This window comes from Rhizobacter sp. (assembly GCA_021153565.1).
GTDB lineage: Bacteria > Pseudomonadota > Gammaproteobacteria > Burkholderiales > Burkholderiaceae_C > Albitalea.
Map to the genome: position 1 here is coordinate 22,701 of JAJKJU010000006.1, position 16,332 is coordinate 39,032.

Genomic DNA, 16,332 nt, shown 5'->3' on the forward strand with positions numbered 1-16,332 from the left:
GTCATCAACTCCTGGTCCCGCCTCAAGACAACCAGCGCTTGCGGCGCTTGTAGCTCTTCACGTCGCGGAAGCTCTTGCGGTCGCTGCCGCCCATGCCCAGGTAAAACTCCTTCACGTCCTCGTTCTCGGCCAGATCCTTGGCAGCCCCATCCATCACGATGCGTCCGTTCTCGAGGATGTAGCCGTAGTCGGCATAGCGCAGCGCCATGTTGGTGTTCTGCTCGGCAAGCAAGAAGGTCACGCGCTCCTTGGAGTTCAAGTCCTTCACGATTTCGAACACCTCCTCGACGATCTGCGGCGCGAGGCCCATCGAGGGTTCGTCGAGCAGCACCATCTTCGGATTTGCCATCAGCGCACGCCCAATGGCGCACATCTGCTGCTCGCCGCCCGAGGTGTAGGCGGACTGTGAACCGCGCCGCGTCTTGAGGCGAGGAAAGTAGTTGTAGACCTTCTCAAGCGTCGCATCGATTGCGGCCTTGCCGTCGCGCCGCGTGTAGGCGCCGGTCATCAGGTTCTCTTCGATGGTCAGGTGGGCGAAGCAGTGCCGTCCTTCCATCACCTGGATCACCCCCCGATTGACCATGTCCGAGGTGCTGAGCGCCTCGATGCGTTCGCCGCGCAATTCAATGGAGCCCTTGGTCACTTCGCCGCGCTCGCCGGCAAGCAGATTGCTCACTGCCCGCAGGGTGGTCGTCTTGCCCGCACCGTTGCCGCCCAGCAGCGTGACGATGCTGCCCTCGGGTACCTGCAGCGACACGCCCTTGAGCACGAGGATCACGTGGTTGTAGATCACCTCAATGCCATTGACGTTGAGGACGATCGTTTGTTCGGTGGACATCAGTTTTCCTGTCTATTGGCAATGCCTTGCTTGGCCTCACGACTGGCAATCTTCACCAGTGCGCGGGATGAGCTTCTTTTCAGCCGCGTACTTCGCCGCCGTGGCCTTCACCAGCGGCTTGATGATCTGCTCGTCAGCCTGCATCCAGTCGGAGCTGAACTTCCATTGCTTGCCGTCCCAGGTGTGTATGCGTGCCCAGGCTGATCCCATGTGGTCCGAGCACGAGGTGCTGATGGGGCGCATCACGCCGGCAAAGCCGAGCGCATCGAGCTTGGGTTGCGTGAGGTTCAGGTTTTCCAGACCCCAGCGCACTTGTTCGCCGGTCATGACCTTGCCCTTGCCGAAGCGTCCCTGTGCCGAGCGGATGCCTTCGACGCCGAGCATCGCGCTCATCGCCCCGCGCATGTAGAGCACCTGGCCGACTTCTTCCTTCGGTCCCGTGCCCTGGCCCTTGGCGTGGATCATGTCGAGGATGTCCTTGACCACCTTCGACTGCGGTTCCGCACCGTGCTGCATGGTCACGGCGTTGTAGCCCTTGGCTCCGTCGGCAACGTCCTTCACGTCCGGCTCGGCGCCGGCCCACCATACGCCGTACATCTTTTCGCGCGGATAACCGGTGGCCTGAGCTTCCTTGATGGCGGTGGTGTTCATGATGCCCCAGCCCCACAGCGTCACATAGTCGGGACGCAATTGGCGAATCTGCAGCCAGGTGGATTTCTGATCGACGCCCGGCGCCGTGACCGGCAGCAGTATCAGCTCGAAGCCGTGCAGTGCGGCACGCTCCCTCATCAGCGCGATCGGCTCCTTGCCGAAGGGGCTGTCGTGATAGACCAGGGCGATCTTCTTGCCCTTGAGCTTCGCCCAGCCGCCTTCCTTCTTCGCGATGGCCTGCAAGATGGTGTCGCTCGCGACCCAGTAGGTGCCGGCCAGCGGGAAGTTCCACTTGAAGACGGTGCCGTCGGCGGCTTCGCTGCGGCCGTAGCCCACCGTCACGAGCGGAATCTTGTCCGTGGGCGCCTTTTCCGTGATGGCGAAGGTGCCGCCGGTGGACAGCGGCTGCACGAACGATGCGCCACCGTTCTTTCCCTTGAGGCGCTCATAGCACTCGACGGTGCGGGCGGTGTCGTAACCGGTCTCGCATTCTTCCCAGACGAGCTTGACGCCGTTCACGCCACCACGGGCATTCACGAGCTTCAGGTAGTCCACGAAGCCGTTGGCCCAGGGCACGCCATTGGGGGCATAGGGCCCGGTGCGGTAGGACAGCACAGGGATGAACTGTTCTTTGGTCTGCGCGACAGCGCCGAAGCACATCACCGACGATGCGGCGGCCAGTGCCAGAACGAGGGGTAGAAGCCTTTTCATTGAATGTCTCCTGTCATGAGAATCGAACCGCAGCGCAACGAGTGAGAGGCTGGGAGTATTTCGAACGTGTCCGAGCAGCACGTCAAAAGGCGCCGGATCTAGGCGCAAAGCGCAGCCATAGCTTGGAGATCAATGCGGGAAGGGCCACAGCCGCAGCTTCTGTTTGCCTGTCGACCAGAGTTTGGCCAGGCCGTGTGGTTCAACGATCAGGAACCACACGATCAAGCCGCCGAAAATCATCAGCTCGGCATGCGAGATGCCAGCGGTTGAGATGGTGATGCCGAACGCGCCGAGCAGGGCGGGCAGGAACTGATTCAGGGCAATCGGCAGCACGACGATGAAGGCCGCGCCGAAGAAGCTGCCCATGATCGAGCCCAGCCCGCCGATGATCACCATGAAGAGCAGGCGAAATGATTGGTCCACGGAGAAGGCCGCCGGCTCCCAGGCGCCGAGATACACAAAGGCCCACAGGCCGCCGGCCACGCCGATGACGAAAGAACTCACGGCGAAGGCACTGAGCTTGGCGTACATCGGCCGAATGCCCAGCACCGACGCGGCCACATCCATGTCGCGAATGGCCATCCATTCGCGGCCAATGGCGCTGCGCACCAGGTTCTTGGCAAGCAGTGCGATGACGACGAGCATTGCCAGGCAGAAGATATATTTGCTTGCGGCGCTTTCGATCGGAACGCCGAACACCTGCAGGTTGGACACCGATACCGAGCCCGAGGGCGTGTCGAGCGTGAACCACTTGATGCGCAGGAACATCCAGTCGGCGAAGAACTGTGCCGCGAGTGTTGCGACTGCAAGGTACAGGCCCTTGACGCGCAAACTGGGAAGCCCGAAGAAGATGCCGAAGAGGGTTGCGCACAGCCCGCCGAGGACTAGCGCGGGGATCAGCGGCAGGCCCGGCATGCGCAAGAAGAAGTTGTAGGCACCGTAGGCGCCCACCGCCATGAAGGCGCCCGAGCCCAACGAGATCTGGCCGCAGTAGCCCACGAGAATGTTCACGCCCAGCGCCGCCAGCGACATGATGAGGAACGGGATCAGGATCGCGCGGATCAGGTAGTCGCTGGCCAGCCCCGGCACGACCACGAAGGCCACGATGAGAAGCAGGGCGATGAAGAGGCGGTCCTGCGAGATTGGGAAGATCTGCTGGTCGGCGCGGTAGCTCGTCTTGAACTGGCCGTTTTCGCGATAGATCATGATGAGGCCGTCCTTCAGACGCGGTCGATGATCTTCTCGCCGAACAGGCCTTGTGGCCGCACGAGAAGGAAGCCGAGGGCGAGCACGTAGGCGAACCAGATCTCGATGCCACCGCCGAGCATGGGTCCGACGAAGACCTCGGCGAGTTTTTCGCCGACGCCCAGGATCAACCCGCCCACGATCGCGCCGGGGACCGAGGTGAGCCCGCCGAGGATCACGAGCGGCAGCGACTTGAGCGCCAGCACCGATAGCGAAAACTGCACGCCCAGCTTGCTGCCCCAGATGATTCCAGCCACGAGCGCGACGAAGCCGGCCACGCTCCACACGATGACCCAGATGCGGCGCAGCGGAATGCCGATGGATTGAGCAGCTTGGTGGTCGTCGGCCACGGCGCGAAGTGCGCGGCCGGTGCCCGTGTACTGAAAGAAGGCAGCAAGGGCAGCAACCAATGCCGCGGCTATTCCCGCGGCCATCAGGTCTTCCTTGTTGAGCAGCAACCCGCCCTGGAAAGTGTTCTCGAACAGGAAGATCGGGTCCTTGGGCATGCCCACGTCGATCTTGTAAATGCTGGAGCCAAAGATCGTCTGGCCGAAACCGTCGAGAAAATACGAGACGCCTAGCGTCGCCATCAAAAGCGTGATGCCCTCCTGATTGACGAGCTTGCCCAGCACGAAGCGCTCGATCAACCAGGCAACGACGATCATGAGCCCCATGGTGACTATGAAGGCGAGTGCATTGGCGAACAGCTTGTCCTCGATGGCGGTCCACTGCGGAATCCATTCGGACAGGCGTGCCATGGCCAGCGCGGCGAAGAGCACCATCGCGCCCTGCGCGAAGTTGAAAACGCCCGAGGCCTTGAAGATCAGCACGAAGCCGAGTGCGACGAGCGAATACAGCATGCCTGTCATCAGGCCGCCGAAGATGGTTTCGAGAACTGGACCCATCGCGTGTGCCTTAATGGCTCGTGCCGAGATAGGCCTTGATGACCTCTGGATTGCTTCTCACCTTGTCGGGCGTGCCGTCGCCGATCTTCTTGCCGTAGTCGAGCACCACGACGCGGTCGGAGATATCCATCACCACGCCCATGTCGTGTTCGATCAGAACGATGGTCGTGCCGAACTCGTCATTCACGTCGAGGATGAACCGGCACATGTCCTGCTTCTCTTCCAAGTTCATCCCGGCCATGGGTTCGTCGAGCAGCAGCACCTTGGGTTCCATCGCGAGGGCGCGGCCCAGGTCGACGCGTTTTTGCAAGCCGTAGGGCATGCGGCCGACCGGTGTCTTGCGATAGGGCTGGATCTCGAGAAAGTCGATGATGCGTTCGACGAATTCCCGGTTTCTGATTTCTTCTTTTTCAGCCGGACCGATGCGCAGCGCCTGCAGCAGGATGTTGCTCTTCATGTGCAAGTTGCGACCCGTCATGATGTTGTCGAGCACGCTCATGCCCTTGAAGAGCGCAAGGTTCTGAAACGTGCGCGCGACGCCCATTTCCGCGACCTGCCGCGAGTTCATGTGCTTGAAGGTCTTGCCGCGGAAGGTGATCGATCCTTGTTGCGGCCGGTAGACGCCGTTGATGCAATTGAGCATCGAACTCTTGCCCGCACCGTTCGGTCCGATGATGGCGCGGATCTCATGTTCGCGAACGTTGAAGCTGATGTCGGTAAGCGCCTTCACGCCGCCGAAGGACAGGCTGATGTTCTGCACGTCGAGGATGACTTCACCAGTGCGGCATTTGGTTATCGTCGGCGGTGCAGAGATGATCTCGTCGTTCGACGCATCCACCACGATGCGTGTGGACTTGAGGGTGTTGATGGTGGCGGCAGTCATGCGGCGCTCCGGACAGGAGTGAAGCCCTTCGCATCGACGATACGCAGCTCGGCGGACACCAGCCCCACGCGACCGTCTTCGAACATCACCTGGGTTTCGATGTACTGCGATGAGCGGCCAGCGTAGAGTGCGTTGACGAGCACGCCGTACTTGTCGGCAATGGCACCGCGGCGAACCTTGCGTGTGCGCGTGAGTTCGCCGTCGTCGGCATCGAGTTCCTTGTGCAGCACGAGGAAACGGCTGATCTGGCTGCCGGCCAGTCGTTCGTCTTGCGCGAGGTCGGCGTTGACTTTCTCCACGCATTCGCGAACGAGTTCGAGCACTTCAGGCTTTGCCGCGAGATCGGTGTAGCCCGCATACGGCAGGTTGCGCCGCTCGGCCCAGTTGCCCACCGCCGCGAAATCGATATTGATGAATGCGCAGACCTTCTCCTTCTTGTCGCCGAAGGCCACCGCTTCCTTGATGAAGGGGAAGAACTTCAGCTTGTTCTCGACGTACTTGGGGGCAAACATGGCACCGTCGTTCGCGCCGCCCGATAAGCGTCCCACGTCTTTTGCGCGGTCGATGATCTTGAGGTGCCCGCCAGCATCGAGAAAGCCAGCGTCGCCGGTGCGATACCAACCGTCTGCCGTCAGCACCTCGGCAGTCGCTTCCGGATTCTTGTAGTAGCCCTTGAGCAGGCCCGGCGATCGAACGAGGATCTCGCCCGAGTCGAGCACGCGCAGTTCCACCCCATGGATCGGCACGCCGACCGTGTCGGACTTGGCTTCGTTGTCGGGCTGCAGGCAGACGAACACGGCGGTTTCGGTCGAGCCGTAGAGTTGCTTCAGGTTGATGCCGATGGCGCGATAGAACACGAAAAGATCGGGTCCGATCGCCTCGCCCGCGGTGTAGGCCACGCGCACGCGGCTCATTCCCAGCGTGTTGCGCAGCGGGCCGTAGATCAGCACATTGCCGAGGGCATATGACAAGCGATCACTGAAGCCGAGCGGCTTGCGGTCCATGCGTGCGGGTCCGACGCGACGCGCCACGTCCATGAAGCGCTTGAAGAGCCAGCGCTTGATCGCGCCCGCGTCTTCCATGCGGATCATCACCGAGGTGAACATGCCTTCGAATACGCGCGGCGGTGCGAAGTAGTAGGTCGGGCCGATCTCTTTCAGGTCAATGCTGACCGTCTCTGCCGATTCCGGGCAGTTGACGACGTAGCCGCAAGCGAGCCATTGCGCATACGAGAAGATGTTCTGGCCGATCCATGCAGGTGGCAGGTAGGCCAGCACTTCTTCATCGCTCGTGAGCTTGTCGAAGGCGGCGCCTGCCAGTGCACGGTCGATGAGCGTGAAGTGCGTGTGCACCACGCCTTTGGGATGGCCCGTGGTGCCGGACGTGAAGAACATCGCGGCCACATCACTCGGCTTGACGATGGACACCCATCCCGAAAATCGGGCCGGATGTTTCTTATCGAGGTCGGCGCCTTGTTCCATCAGCGAATCGAGCGATGCAAGGCCCGGCTCGCTGTAGTTGCGCAATCCGCGCGGATTGTCGTACCAGATGCGCGCGAGTTGAGGGCATTCGGGGCGCAACTCGATCAACTTGTCGACCTGCTCCTGGTCTTCGGCGATGGCGAATGAGACCTCGGCGTTGTTGATCGGAAAGACGAACTCCGCGCTCACCGCGTCCTGGTACAGCGGAACCGGAATCGCACCCAGCACCTGCGCCGCAATCATCGATGCGGACAATCGCGGCCGGTTGTCGCCGATCACCACGACGTGCTGGCCTCGCTTCAATCCGGCAGCAGACAGGCCGGCGGCCAAGAAGCGCACCCTTTGCAGCAGAACCGCCCAGGTGGTGGTCTGCCAGATGCCGTATTCCTTTTCGCGCAGTGCCGCTGCATGCGGACGCTTTTCGGCGTGGTCGAGCAAGAGCCGTGGAAATGTCGTGGACAACGGGACCTCCTGACTGGACACCTCGCACTGGAAGAGCGTGCAAGTTGTCACGTTGAGGTCGATGGTAGAGAAGAGTTTGACGCTATGTTGTCGTTCTGACGACAATCCACGGGTCACCCCGCTGAGGACTTTCCCGAGGGTCCGATGACTGCATCAAACATGTCCGTGCCCTTGTGGCAGCGCGCTCGCCCGCTGTCGGAAGCGGAGCTGTCGGACATTCCCTGGCTCGCTTCCCTTAGTTCGCAAGAGAAAGGCCAGGCGGTGTCGTCGATGCGCGCGGCGACGGCACAAGCCGGTGACGTTCTGTGCCGGATCGGCAAGCCGCCGACATATTGGTTCGGTGTGATCGACGGGCTGCTCAAGATGAGCAACGACAACTCCGCCGGCCCTCCGATCACCTTCACCGGCGTGCCGCCCGGTGCGTGGTTTGGCGAAGGCACCTTGCTCAAGCGCGAGCCGTATCGCTACAACATCCAGGCGCTGAGACGAAGCACGGTGGTGGGTCTGCCTATCGACACCTTCCACGAGTTGCTTGACACGAGCCTGGCCTTCAACCGCTTTGTGTTGCGGCAATTGAACGAGCGGCTGGGGCAGTTTATTGCGGCGGTGGAAATCGACCGCTTGAACGATACCGATTCACGCGTGGCACGCGGGCTGGCGGCGATGTTTCATCCGGAGCTGTATCCGGGGGTGGGGCAGGTGCTGCGGATCACGCAGCAGGAGCTGGGGTATGTCGTCGGTTTGTCGCGACAGCGGGTGAACGAGGCGCTGAAGGGGCTGCAGGACATCGGCCTGATTCGGATCGAATATGGCGGTGTGCGTGTGCTGGATCTTGAAATGTTGCGAAACCACCGGGTCGGGTAGTCGGATATGTGTCCTGCTACGTCAAGATGTTGCCGGACTCCGGGCACAGCACTCCGGGCACAGCACAAATAGACGGGTGATTTAGCTTTAGTCGCTCGGACGGACTACGAACTCAGAATCACTCTGCGATCACATTGCTGACGCCTGCCGCCACATGCCCCGCAGGCACATGTGCCATTGCGTTCTCGACGTGCCCTGTCTGGTCATCGAAGAAGAAGTCCGGTTCGAACTCGCGCAGGAACTCACCTTTCGGCAAGCCGCCGAGGAACATCGCCTCATCCACATCGATGTGCCAATCCATCAGCGTTCGAATTGCACGCTCATGCGCCGGCGCACTGCGGGCCGTGACGAGAGCGGTGCGGATGCGCATCGTGCCCGACGGGTCACGCTGCAGGCGATGCAGGGCTTCCAGCAGAGGCTTGAACGGGCCGGCAGCCAGCGGCGTCTGAGCCTGATCCATCTCGTGCGACTGAAACGCATCCAGCCCGTCGCGTCGGAACACACGTTCGGCCTCGTCGGAGAACAGCACAGCGTCGCCGTCGAAGGCGATGCGAACTTCATTCGGATGCGCATCCGAAGCCCGGGCCGAATGCGGGTACACGCGCGCCGCAGGCACTCCCGCCGTCAGCGCGGATCTCACGTCGGGCTCGTTGGTCGACAGAAACAAGTTAGCACTCAGCGGTCGTAAATATCGCCACGGCGACTGGCCTCGCGTGAACACGCCGCGCTGAACTGGGAGGCCGTAGTGCTTGGCCGAGCGGAAGACGCGCATGCCCGAGACGGGATCGTTGCGCGAGAGGATCACCACCTCCACGCGCGGCACATCGCCGACGTTGAACGCCAGCAGCTTGTTGACCAGAGAGAATGCGACGCCCGGCTTGGCGGGGCTGTCGACGCGCGCCAGTTGGAGCTGCATGTAGGCGCGATCGTCAGAGGCTTCGAAGACTTCGTTTTCCTCTTCGAAATCGAACAGGGCGCGCGATGAAATCGCGACGACAAGTTGGCCGTCGAGTGAGATGGGCATCGGGTCATCATACGAGGACGCCCGCGGTCGATCCTCACAGGCTTGACTCCTGTGCATGGGTGGCCACTTGAGCGGGGCATCTCCCGTGAACACAGGATCGCCCATGGGTCGCCCCCCCAAACTAGGGATACGACGCAAGCCCCGCGTCGATACAGTGGCGCTCGCGTCGCGGAGGCGCGATTCCAAAAAACTTCACTAAATCCGAAGACTTTTCATGAAACTAAAAACTATCGTTCTGGCATCTGCCTTGTGCCTTTCCTTTGCGCAAGCCCAGGCTGCCGACGTCGAGGGGAGCACGTCAGGCAAATGGGTCAACCCCGTGCCAGGCACCGCCACCATGACTGGCGTGGGCACATCCGCCTTCACCTGGGGCGATAGCAGCGCCTTCGGCGGACCACCCAACAAGCTCAGCTTCACCGGCGACGCCTTCTCGAGCGCCTTCGAAACCAAGTTCAAGGTTGGCACCCTCAGCTACTTCAACGGCACGACGACGAACGGCACCACCGCCGACACCGTCGATCTGGCCTTGGCGCTCAACTTCACGGCGCCGGCATTGGGCAATGTGTCGGGCAACTACGGCTTCCTCCTCAACAGCACGCCCAACTCCGGCACGCCCGACCAGAATGCCGACTTCGTGTCGCTCCCCAGCCTTTTCAGCGCCACGTCCTTCCTGATCGGCAGCACCGAGTACCGCGTGAAGCTGACGGGCTTTGAGAACGTGGTGGGCGACGGATTCCTCGCATCCACCGCCACCGAATTCCATGTGCGTGAGGGCGGGACTGCCACTGCCGATCTGTACGCGGTCGTCACGACGGCGCCGGTTCCCGAGCCCGAAACCTATGCGCTGATGCTCGCGGGCCTCGGCGTGGTGGGCATGATGGCTCGTCGTCGTCGCCAGCAGGCTTGATCGAAGCTTCGCTGCGAACATGAAGAAGGGGCGCCCAGGCGCCCCTTCTTCATCGAGCATGCAACGCTCTATTGCATGAACCCGATGCTCGTCTTGCGCAGCCCCGGGTCCGGCAGGTCCCCCGGGATCACGCGCTCGCGGTGGTCGAGTTTCGCGTTTCCGAAAGCCGTCATCCACGCACGTCGCATTTCCCGCGGTGCCAGTTCGCACATGCGATCGAGTACGTCCGCACAGGGCTCCTCTTCGAAGCGTGAACCCCAGTCGTGATCGGCACGGATGCCGCGATAGAGCTTCGCTGCAATTTGCCTCGCCGCTTCGCGATCCGGCGCCTGAACTTCGTAGACGTTCATCCGGTTGAGGATGGGGTCGGGAATGTTGCGCGCGTCGTTGGCGGTCGCGACCCAGATCACTTGGCTCGCATCGATCGGCACCTCGGCGAATTCGTCGGTGAAGGCGCCCGCAGTGTCGTGCTCCAGCAGGCTGTAAAGTGCCCCCAACGGGTCATAGGCGTGCTCGCCGCCCGCCTTGTCGATCTCGTCGACCACCATCACTGGGTTGGCGTATTGGCCGTCGACCAGCGTCTCGAATACTTTGCCGGGGCGCGCGCCCTTCCATTGGCTGGACGCGCCACTCAGCACCCATCCGGCTGTCATCGAACTCATCGAGACGAAGCCCATGCCGGTGCCGAGCAGCAAGGACAGTTCACGGGCGAAGCGTGTCTTTCCGACGCCGGGAGGGCCGAGGAGAAGCAGCGGGGTGATCTCGAGCGCATCGCGGCTGTCTTCGCACAGTGCGAGCTGGCGGCGAACGTCGTCGAGAACTTCGGAGAAATTGGGCAAGTCGTCGTAGAGGTGGTCCATGACCGGCAGGCCCGACGGCTTCACCTGGAAGCGTTCGGAACCTTTTTCGAGCATGCGCTCGTAAGTGGCGCGCAAGCTTTCATGTTCCTTGGGAAGCAGCTTGTCCAGCTTGCGGCCGACCTCGTCGACTCGATACACATGCCGCATGCGGGCGATGGGGATGCCCTTGCGTGCGAGGGGGACCAGCTCTTTGGAATCGCCCATGTGAAACTCCGAACATCAGTTCTGACTTGATTGAATCAGAAGAATTGCCCGAACAACAAGTGAATTTGCCCGGCAATCGACGCCAATTACTATGCAGATTGCGTGCCCGCGGTGTCAGAGGCTGTGTCAGGGGCTGAGAGTTTTTCGATCCATGCCCGCTCGTCACGCCAAAAGCCCCCTGCTCGGACATGATCGAAATACTCTCAGCCTCTTCAGTTCCGTGGCGTAAGGGCGTCCGGAGGAAATTCGTGGCCTTCATTTCAGTGCTGTCGTAGCCGGGTGAAACCGGGGGGCCTTGATCCACAGGCCCATTGCGGAATTCACCCGGACTACATAGTCAACGCACCCAGGTGTTGAGCTGGATGATTGGCAGCAACACCGCCAGCACGATCAACATCACCACCCCACCCATCGCCACGATGAGCAGGGGTTCGAGGATGGTGGCCAGTTGCATGGCCCGGCGCTGCACTTCTGCCGATAGCTGCTTGGCTGCCCGATCGAGCATGCGTGGCAACTGGCCCGTTTGCTCGCCCAGGCGGCAAAACATGGCAAGCAGGCCCGGAAAGCGCTTTTTGCCGGCAAGCGCCGAGGCAAGAGGGGCGCCTTCACGCACCTGCACCAGCGCCTCGAGTGCATCAGCCCGCATGGCGCGGTTGGACAGGGTCTCCGCTGCTGCCTGAAGGGCTTTCAGGATCGGCACCCCCGCACCTGCCAGCATGGCCAAGGTTCCGGAAAAACGGGCCGCGTTATAGCCGCGTGAAAGCCGGCCAACGAGCGGCAGGCCGAGCCATCCGGCGTCGAAGCGTTCTCGGAAAGCCTCGTTGCGCAACATCATCCCGAGCGTCACACCCCCGGCGATCAGCAAGATCAGCAGCAGCCAGCCGTAGTGACGCAGAAAGCCGCTGATGGCGAGCATCGCGACCGTGAGGCCGGGCAATGCGCGTTTGGAGCTCGCGAATACCGACGCCACTTGCGGCACGACGTAGGTCACCAGAAAGATCACGATGACAACCGCAATCAACGAAACAATGGCTGGGTAGAGCGTGGCCCCGATCAGCTTCGAGCGAAGCGCCTGGCGCTCCTCGAGGTCGTCTGCCAAGCGTTCGAGCACCTGGCCCAGAGCGCCACTTTGCTCGCCGGCGGCCACCACGCCGCGGTACACGTCGTCGAATTCGCGTGGCGCACCTGCCAGGGCTCGGGCGAAGGGCGAACCTGCATTCACTTCGGAGCGCAGGTGGGCGATGAGTTCACGGTGTTTCGGGTCTTCGGCCTCATCGCTCAGGGCGGTGAGCGCGCGCTCCAGCGGCAACCCGCTGCCGACGAGACCGGCGATCTGGCGTGTCCATACGGCGAGGCCTGTCGACGAGAACACGCGACGCTGAAAACGGGAGGGCGAGCCGACGCGGTTGCCGGCTGCGACCTGAGCCACGTCCAGCGGCACCAGCGATTGCGCACGCAACTGCGCACGCGCTGCACGCACGTTGTCGGCTTCCAGCAGGCCGGTGGTGGCCTTGCCGGCGGCATTGAGTGCTTCGAATTTGTAGGCAGGCATAGAGCGCGCGTAGCGAGGGGCCGGGTGCCCGGTTTACGGAGATCGACCAGCGAAGCGATCGGCAAGTGGTTCGGGATCAATGCCCGAATCACGAGGCTGCGATGGTTGCAGATGGCGTCTCATGATCATTCGCGGGTCACGCGCATCACTTCTTCGGGCGATGTGATTCCCTCGGTCACGAGCCGCTCGCCGTCCTCGCGCATCGAGCGCAGGCCGCCCTGTTCGGCAGCCACGAAGAGCTGCGATTCCGCAGCGCGGCTGTGGATCAGCGAACGCACGCGGTCGTCGGCCACCATCAGTTCGTAGACGCCTGTGCGACCCTTGTAGCCGCTTTGTGCGCAGGCGTCGCAGCCGACAGGGTGGTAGCGGCCGCGCGCATCAGGCTTCTTGCAGACCGGGCACAGCTTGCGCACCAGCCGTTGCGCAAGGACGCCCAGCAAGCTCGAACTGAGCAGGAAGGGTTCCACGCCCATGTCGGTGAGGCGCGTGACGGCCGATGGCGCGTCGTTGGTGTGCAGCGTGGCGAGTACCAAGTGACCGGTCAATGAGGCCTGGATGGCGATCTGCGCGGTTTCGAAATCGCGGATTTCACCGATCATGATGACGTCCGGATCCTGGCGAAGAATCGCGCGCAACGCCTTCGCAAAGGTGAGATCAATCTTCGGATTGACCTGCGTCTGCCCGATGCCGGCGAGTTCGTATTCGACCGGGTCTTCCACCGTCAGCACGTTGGTGGTCGCGGTGTCCACGCGGCTGAGCGAGGCATACAGCGTTGTCGTCTTGCCAGAGCCCGTCGGCCCGGTCACGAGAACGATGCCGTGCGGCTGCTGGACCAACCTGTCGAACTTGTTCAGCACATCGCCGTCCATGCCCAGCGATTCGAGGGTGAACTTGGATTCGCCCTTGTCCAGGAGACGCAGCACGGCGCGCTCACCGTGTGCTGACGGCAGCGTGGAGACCCGAACGTCCACCGCCCGCCCGCCGATTCGCAGCGAGATGCGGCCGTCTTGCGGAAGCCGCTTCTCGGCGATGTCCAGCTCGGCCATGATTTTCAAGCGCGAGATCAAGGCCGCGTGCAGTGCCTTGTTGGGCTGCACAACTTCGCGCAGCGTGCCGTCCACGCGGAAGCGCACTGAACTCGAGCGCTCATACGGCTCGATGTGGATGTCCGACGCACCGTCCTTTGCCGCCTGAGTCAACAGAGCGTTGAGCATGCGGATGATTGGCGCGTCGTTGGCGGCTTCCAGCAAGTCTTCGACCGCAGGAATCTCCTGCATCATGCGGCTCAGGTCCACCGCACTTTCGACCTCGCCGATGACGGTGGCCGCGCTTGATTCTCCGCCCGCATAGGCCGCGGCGATCCGTTTCGTGAGCGTGCTCGCCGATTCGCGTTCGAGCGAGTCCACGTCGTAGATGCGCAGCACTTCACTCAGCGCCGGCAAGCCCACCGTTTCAGGCGCCCACAGGACGAGCTGCGAGCCGTCGTCTTCGAGCAGCAGGGTGTGCGCCTTCGCGAAGGCGTAGGGAAGGGGATGACGGGCGCCCATGGTATGCAGAGCCCTAGTTCTTCGGAGTCGTGGCCGGGGCGGAACCCGGCGCAGAGGCTGGCGCCGTTGGCGGCAGCAAGGTCTGCAACGGTGGCACCACCGGCGCTTCGTTGATGGGCACGACCACGCTCTTCGATGGCTGGGTATTCTGCTGCAGCGCGCGGATCGCGTCGTAGCGGTCGAGCGTGAGCGTGTTCGACGCATCCTGCGTGCGAACGATGATCGGCCGCAGGAAGACCATCAGGTTGCTCTTGGTGCGCGAACGGGTGTCGGTCTTGAACAGGTTGCCGACCACGGGAATGTCGCCGAGGAAGGGCACCTTGCTGACGCCGCCGCTGTATTCGTCTTTGAGCAGGCCGCCGAGCACCATGATCTGGCCATCGTCCACGACAACGTTGGTCTCGATGTAGCTCTTGTCGGTGGTGAGGCCTTGCGGCGAAGACTTGCTGGACGCGTCGACCGAGGAGTTTTCCTGGTAGATCGTCATGCGCACCGTGCCGGCTTCGCCCACCTGTGGCTTGATGCGCAGCGTGAGACCCACGTCCTTGCGCTCGATGGTCTGGAAGGGGTTGGCTGCGCTGCCGCTCGCGCCGGTGTTGGTGAACGAGCCGGTAATGAACGGCACGTTCTGGCCGATGACGATCTTCGCTTCCTCGTTGTCCAGTGTGACGAGGTTCGGCGTGGACAGCACGTTGCCATCGGTCTTGGTTTCGAGGAAGTGAGCCAGCGCCGCCAGTGTGTAGACGCCGCCGAACTGTCGCACGATGCCTACGTTCAGTCCGTTGGACGGCGCAGAGGTGAGGTTGCCTGTGCCGATCTGCGTGGCCAGCCCGATGATGTTATTGCCGCTCTCTGACGCGCCGAAGTTGGTGCCTCCGATGCCAACGGTCTTGCCGCCCGTGCTGTTGAACGGGCCTTGCCACTGGAAGCCGAACTCCGCAGCCTTGGTCGCGTCGACCTTGATGATCATCGACTCGATATAGACCTGTGCACGGCGCGAATCGAGCTGGTCGATCACGGCACGAAGCTGCCGGTACATCGGCTCAGCCGCGGTGATGATGAGGGAGTTGGTCGACGGATCCGCCTGCACGAAGCCGCCAGTGGAAGGGCCCGCCGACGCGGTGATCGGTGCCGTGGCCTGAGGCGAGCCGCCCATGCCGGACTGCGTGGTCTGCGTGGTCTGGAGTGTGTTGCCTGCCGGCGTGGTCGACGTGGTCGAACTCACGCTCGACGAGCCGCCACCGCCGCTGCTGTAGGCAGCGCGCAGCACTGCAGCGAGCTTCACGGCGTCGGCATTCTTCAGGTACACGACCCAGATGTTGCCCAGCGGGTTGTTCCCCGCGATCGGTCGATCGAGCTTGTCTACCAGGGCACGAATGGCCGACAAGCGCGCCGGATTCGGGGCTCGCACCAGCAGCGAATTGCTGCGCGGATCGACGAGGATTGACGCAGCGCCAGCCCCTGCAACGCCTGGCACATTGGGGCCGCCCGCCGACGGGTCGGTGAGCCGCTGCACCAGTACCGCGATGTCTGAGGCCACCGCGTGCTGCAGCGGAATCACCTCTACGTCGCCGGACACTGGCGTGTCCATGGCCGCAATGATCTTCGCAATGCGCAGCAGGTTGTCCGCGTAGTCGGTGATGACCAGCGAGTTGTTGCCCGGGTTCGCGTTGATCGTGTTGTTGGGGCTGATGAGCGGGCGCAGCACCGGCACGAGGTTGTTCGCGTTCTCGTGGTTGAGCTTGAAGATCTGCGTAATGACCTGGTCGCCGCGGCGTGCCACGTCGCCGATGGATACCGTGCTCGCCTGAAGCTTCGCATCGGCTTCCGGCACGACCTTGTAAATGCCGCCCGACTCCACGACGGTGAAGCCGAGGCCACGCAGCGCGGCGAGGAAGTTGAGGTAGGCCTCGCGCGGCGTCAGCGGCTCTTCGCTGTAGAGCGTGATAGTGCCCTTGACGCGCGGATCGACCACGAACTGCTGCTTCAGGATGGCTGCCATCGCGCGAGTGACGCCTTCAATGTCGGCATTCACGAAGTTGAGCGTGACGGGTTCCCCCTTGAACTTGCTGTTCGCCGACTGCGCGTAGACAACGGGCGTGACGGCCATCGACAGGCACAGTAGTGCGGCAAGGCTGCGCGTCCCAAGCCGTCGCGGCAGCGTCTGCCAGTAGGTCGATGGTTTGCGATGCTTCATG

Annotated in this window: 13 protein-coding genes; 2 read left to right on the plus strand and 11 right to left on the minus strand. The window is 62.5% G+C overall.

Features of this window, described 5'->3' with window-relative positions:
• Positions 1–22: 22 nt before the first annotated feature.
• The 6 genes from AC30NL_RS00460 to AC30NL_RS00485 all read right to left on the minus strand — a co-directional run bounded on the left by AC30NL_RS00460 (position 23) and on the right by AC30NL_RS00485 (position 7,176).
• Positions 23–838 (minus strand): ABC transporter ATP-binding protein, encoded by an 816-nt coding sequence (locus AC30NL_RS00460; protein ID WP_489462046.1) that lies wholly within the window; start codon positions 836–838, stop codon positions 23–25.
• A 36-nt stretch (positions 839–874) separates the two neighbouring features.
• Positions 875–2,149 carry an ABC transporter substrate-binding protein gene (locus AC30NL_RS00465; protein WP_489462094.1) on the minus strand — a complete coding sequence of 425 codons (1,275 nt, stop codon included), beginning with the start codon at positions 2,147–2,149 and terminating at the stop codon, positions 875–877.
• Between the two features lie 180 nt (positions 2,150–2,329).
• Positions 2,330–3,406 carry a branched-chain amino acid ABC transporter permease gene (locus AC30NL_RS00470; protein ID WP_489462047.1) on the minus strand — a complete coding sequence of 359 codons (1,077 nt, stop codon included), beginning with the start codon at positions 3,404–3,406 and terminating at the stop codon, positions 2,330–2,332.
• 14 nt (positions 3,407–3,420) lie between these two features.
• On the minus strand, positions 3,421–4,350 hold the full coding sequence (locus tag AC30NL_RS00475; protein WP_489462048.1) for a branched-chain amino acid ABC transporter permease: 930 nt from the start codon (positions 4,348–4,350) through the stop codon (positions 3,421–3,423).
• Between the two features lie 10 nt (positions 4,351–4,360).
• Positions 4,361–5,146 carry an ABC transporter ATP-binding protein gene (locus AC30NL_RS00480; RefSeq protein WP_489462095.1) on the minus strand — a complete coding sequence of 262 codons (786 nt, stop codon included), beginning with the start codon at positions 5,144–5,146 and terminating at the stop codon, positions 4,361–4,363.
• 83 nt (positions 5,147–5,229) lie between these two features.
• On the minus strand, positions 5,230–7,176 hold the full coding sequence (locus AC30NL_RS00485; protein WP_489462049.1) for an AMP-dependent synthetase/ligase: 1,947 nt from the start codon (positions 7,174–7,176) through the stop codon (positions 5,230–5,232).
• Positions 7,177–7,320: 144 nt separating this feature from the next.
• Between AC30NL_RS00485 and AC30NL_RS00490 the strand changes: the two genes are divergently transcribed.
• A complete protein-coding gene (locus AC30NL_RS00490) occupies positions 7,321–8,040 on the plus strand; it encodes a Crp/Fnr family transcriptional regulator (RefSeq protein ID WP_489462050.1) in 720 nt (239 codons plus the stop codon).
• A 118-nt stretch (positions 8,041–8,158) separates the two neighbouring features.
• Here the strand turns inward: AC30NL_RS00490 and AC30NL_RS00495 are convergent, their stop codons facing one another.
• Complete coding sequence (locus AC30NL_RS00495) at positions 8,159–9,064, minus strand: 5'-nucleotidase (protein ID WP_489462051.1); 906 nt, start codon at positions 9,062–9,064, stop codon at positions 8,159–8,161.
• Positions 9,065–9,278: 214 nt separating this feature from the next.
• Here AC30NL_RS00495 and AC30NL_RS00500 point away from each other — a divergent pair, with 214 nt between their 5' ends.
• The gene (locus tag AC30NL_RS00500) at positions 9,279–9,971 is read left to right on the plus strand and encodes a choice-of-anchor K domain-containing protein (RefSeq protein ID WP_489462052.1); all 693 of its coding nucleotides are present in this window, start codon (positions 9,279–9,281) and stop codon (positions 9,969–9,971) included.
• A 68-nt stretch (positions 9,972–10,039) separates the two neighbouring features.
• On the opposite strand, the gene AC30NL_RS00505 is transcribed toward AC30NL_RS00500, so the two are convergent.
• The 4 genes from AC30NL_RS00505 to gspD form a co-directional block, all read right to left on the minus strand.
• On the minus strand, positions 10,040–11,035 hold the full coding sequence (locus tag AC30NL_RS00505; protein WP_489462053.1) for an AAA family ATPase: 996 nt from the start codon (positions 11,033–11,035) through the stop codon (positions 10,040–10,042).
• Between the two features lie 337 nt (positions 11,036–11,372).
• Entirely contained in the window at positions 11,373–12,587 is a 1,215-nt protein-coding gene (gene gspF / locus AC30NL_RS00510) for a type II secretion system inner membrane protein GspF (RefSeq protein ID WP_489462054.1), read from the minus strand.
• A gap of 125 nt (positions 12,588–12,712) precedes the next feature.
• Positions 12,713–14,134 (minus strand): type II secretion system ATPase GspE, encoded by a 1,422-nt coding sequence (gspE, locus tag AC30NL_RS00515; protein WP_489462055.1) that lies wholly within the window; start codon positions 14,132–14,134, stop codon positions 12,713–12,715.
• Positions 14,135–14,147: 13 nt separating this feature from the next.
• On the minus strand, positions 14,148–16,331 hold the full coding sequence (gene gspD, locus AC30NL_RS00520; protein ID WP_489462056.1) for a type II secretion system secretin GspD: 2,184 nt from the start codon (positions 16,329–16,331) through the stop codon (positions 14,148–14,150).
• Position 16,332: the final 1 nt, after the last annotated feature.

Excerpts from the sequence above, each read along its gene's own strand:
- AC30NL_RS00495 (WP_489462051.1), bottom strand. The coding sequence starts at position 9,064 with ATGCCCATCTCACTCGACGGCCAACTTGTCGTCGCGATTTCATCGCGC.
- AC30NL_RS00500 (WP_489462052.1), top strand. The coding sequence starts at position 9,279 with ATGAAACTAAAAACTATCGTTCTGGCATCTGCCTTGTGCCTTTCCTTT.
- AC30NL_RS00460 (WP_489462046.1), bottom strand. The coding sequence starts at position 838 with ATGTCCACCGAACAAACGATCGTCCTCAACGTCAATGGCATTGAGGTG.
- gspD (WP_489462056.1), bottom strand. The coding sequence starts at position 16,331 with ATGAAGCATCGCAAACCATCGACCTACTGGCAGACGCTGCCGCGACGG.
- gspE (WP_489462055.1), bottom strand. The coding sequence starts at position 14,134 with ATGGGCGCCCGTCATCCCCTTCCCTACGCCTTCGCGAAGGCGCACACC.
- AC30NL_RS00505 (WP_489462053.1), bottom strand. The coding sequence starts at position 11,035 with ATGGGCGATTCCAAAGAGCTGGTCCCCCTCGCACGCAAGGGCATCCCC.
- gspF (WP_489462054.1), bottom strand. The coding sequence starts at position 12,587 with ATGCCTGCCTACAAATTCGAAGCACTCAATGCCGCCGGCAAGGCCACC.
- AC30NL_RS00465 (WP_489462094.1), bottom strand. The coding sequence starts at position 2,149 with ATGTGCTTCGGCGCTGTCGCGCAGACCAAAGAACAGTTCATCCCTGTG.
- AC30NL_RS00490 (WP_489462050.1), top strand. The coding sequence starts at position 7,321 with ATGACTGCATCAAACATGTCCGTGCCCTTGTGGCAGCGCGCTCGCCCG.
- AC30NL_RS00470 (WP_489462047.1), bottom strand. The coding sequence starts at position 3,406 with ATGATCTATCGCGAAAACGGCCAGTTCAAGACGAGCTACCGCGCCGAC.
- AC30NL_RS00475 (WP_489462048.1), bottom strand. The coding sequence starts at position 4,350 with ATGGGTCCAGTTCTCGAAACCATCTTCGGCGGCCTGATGACAGGCATG.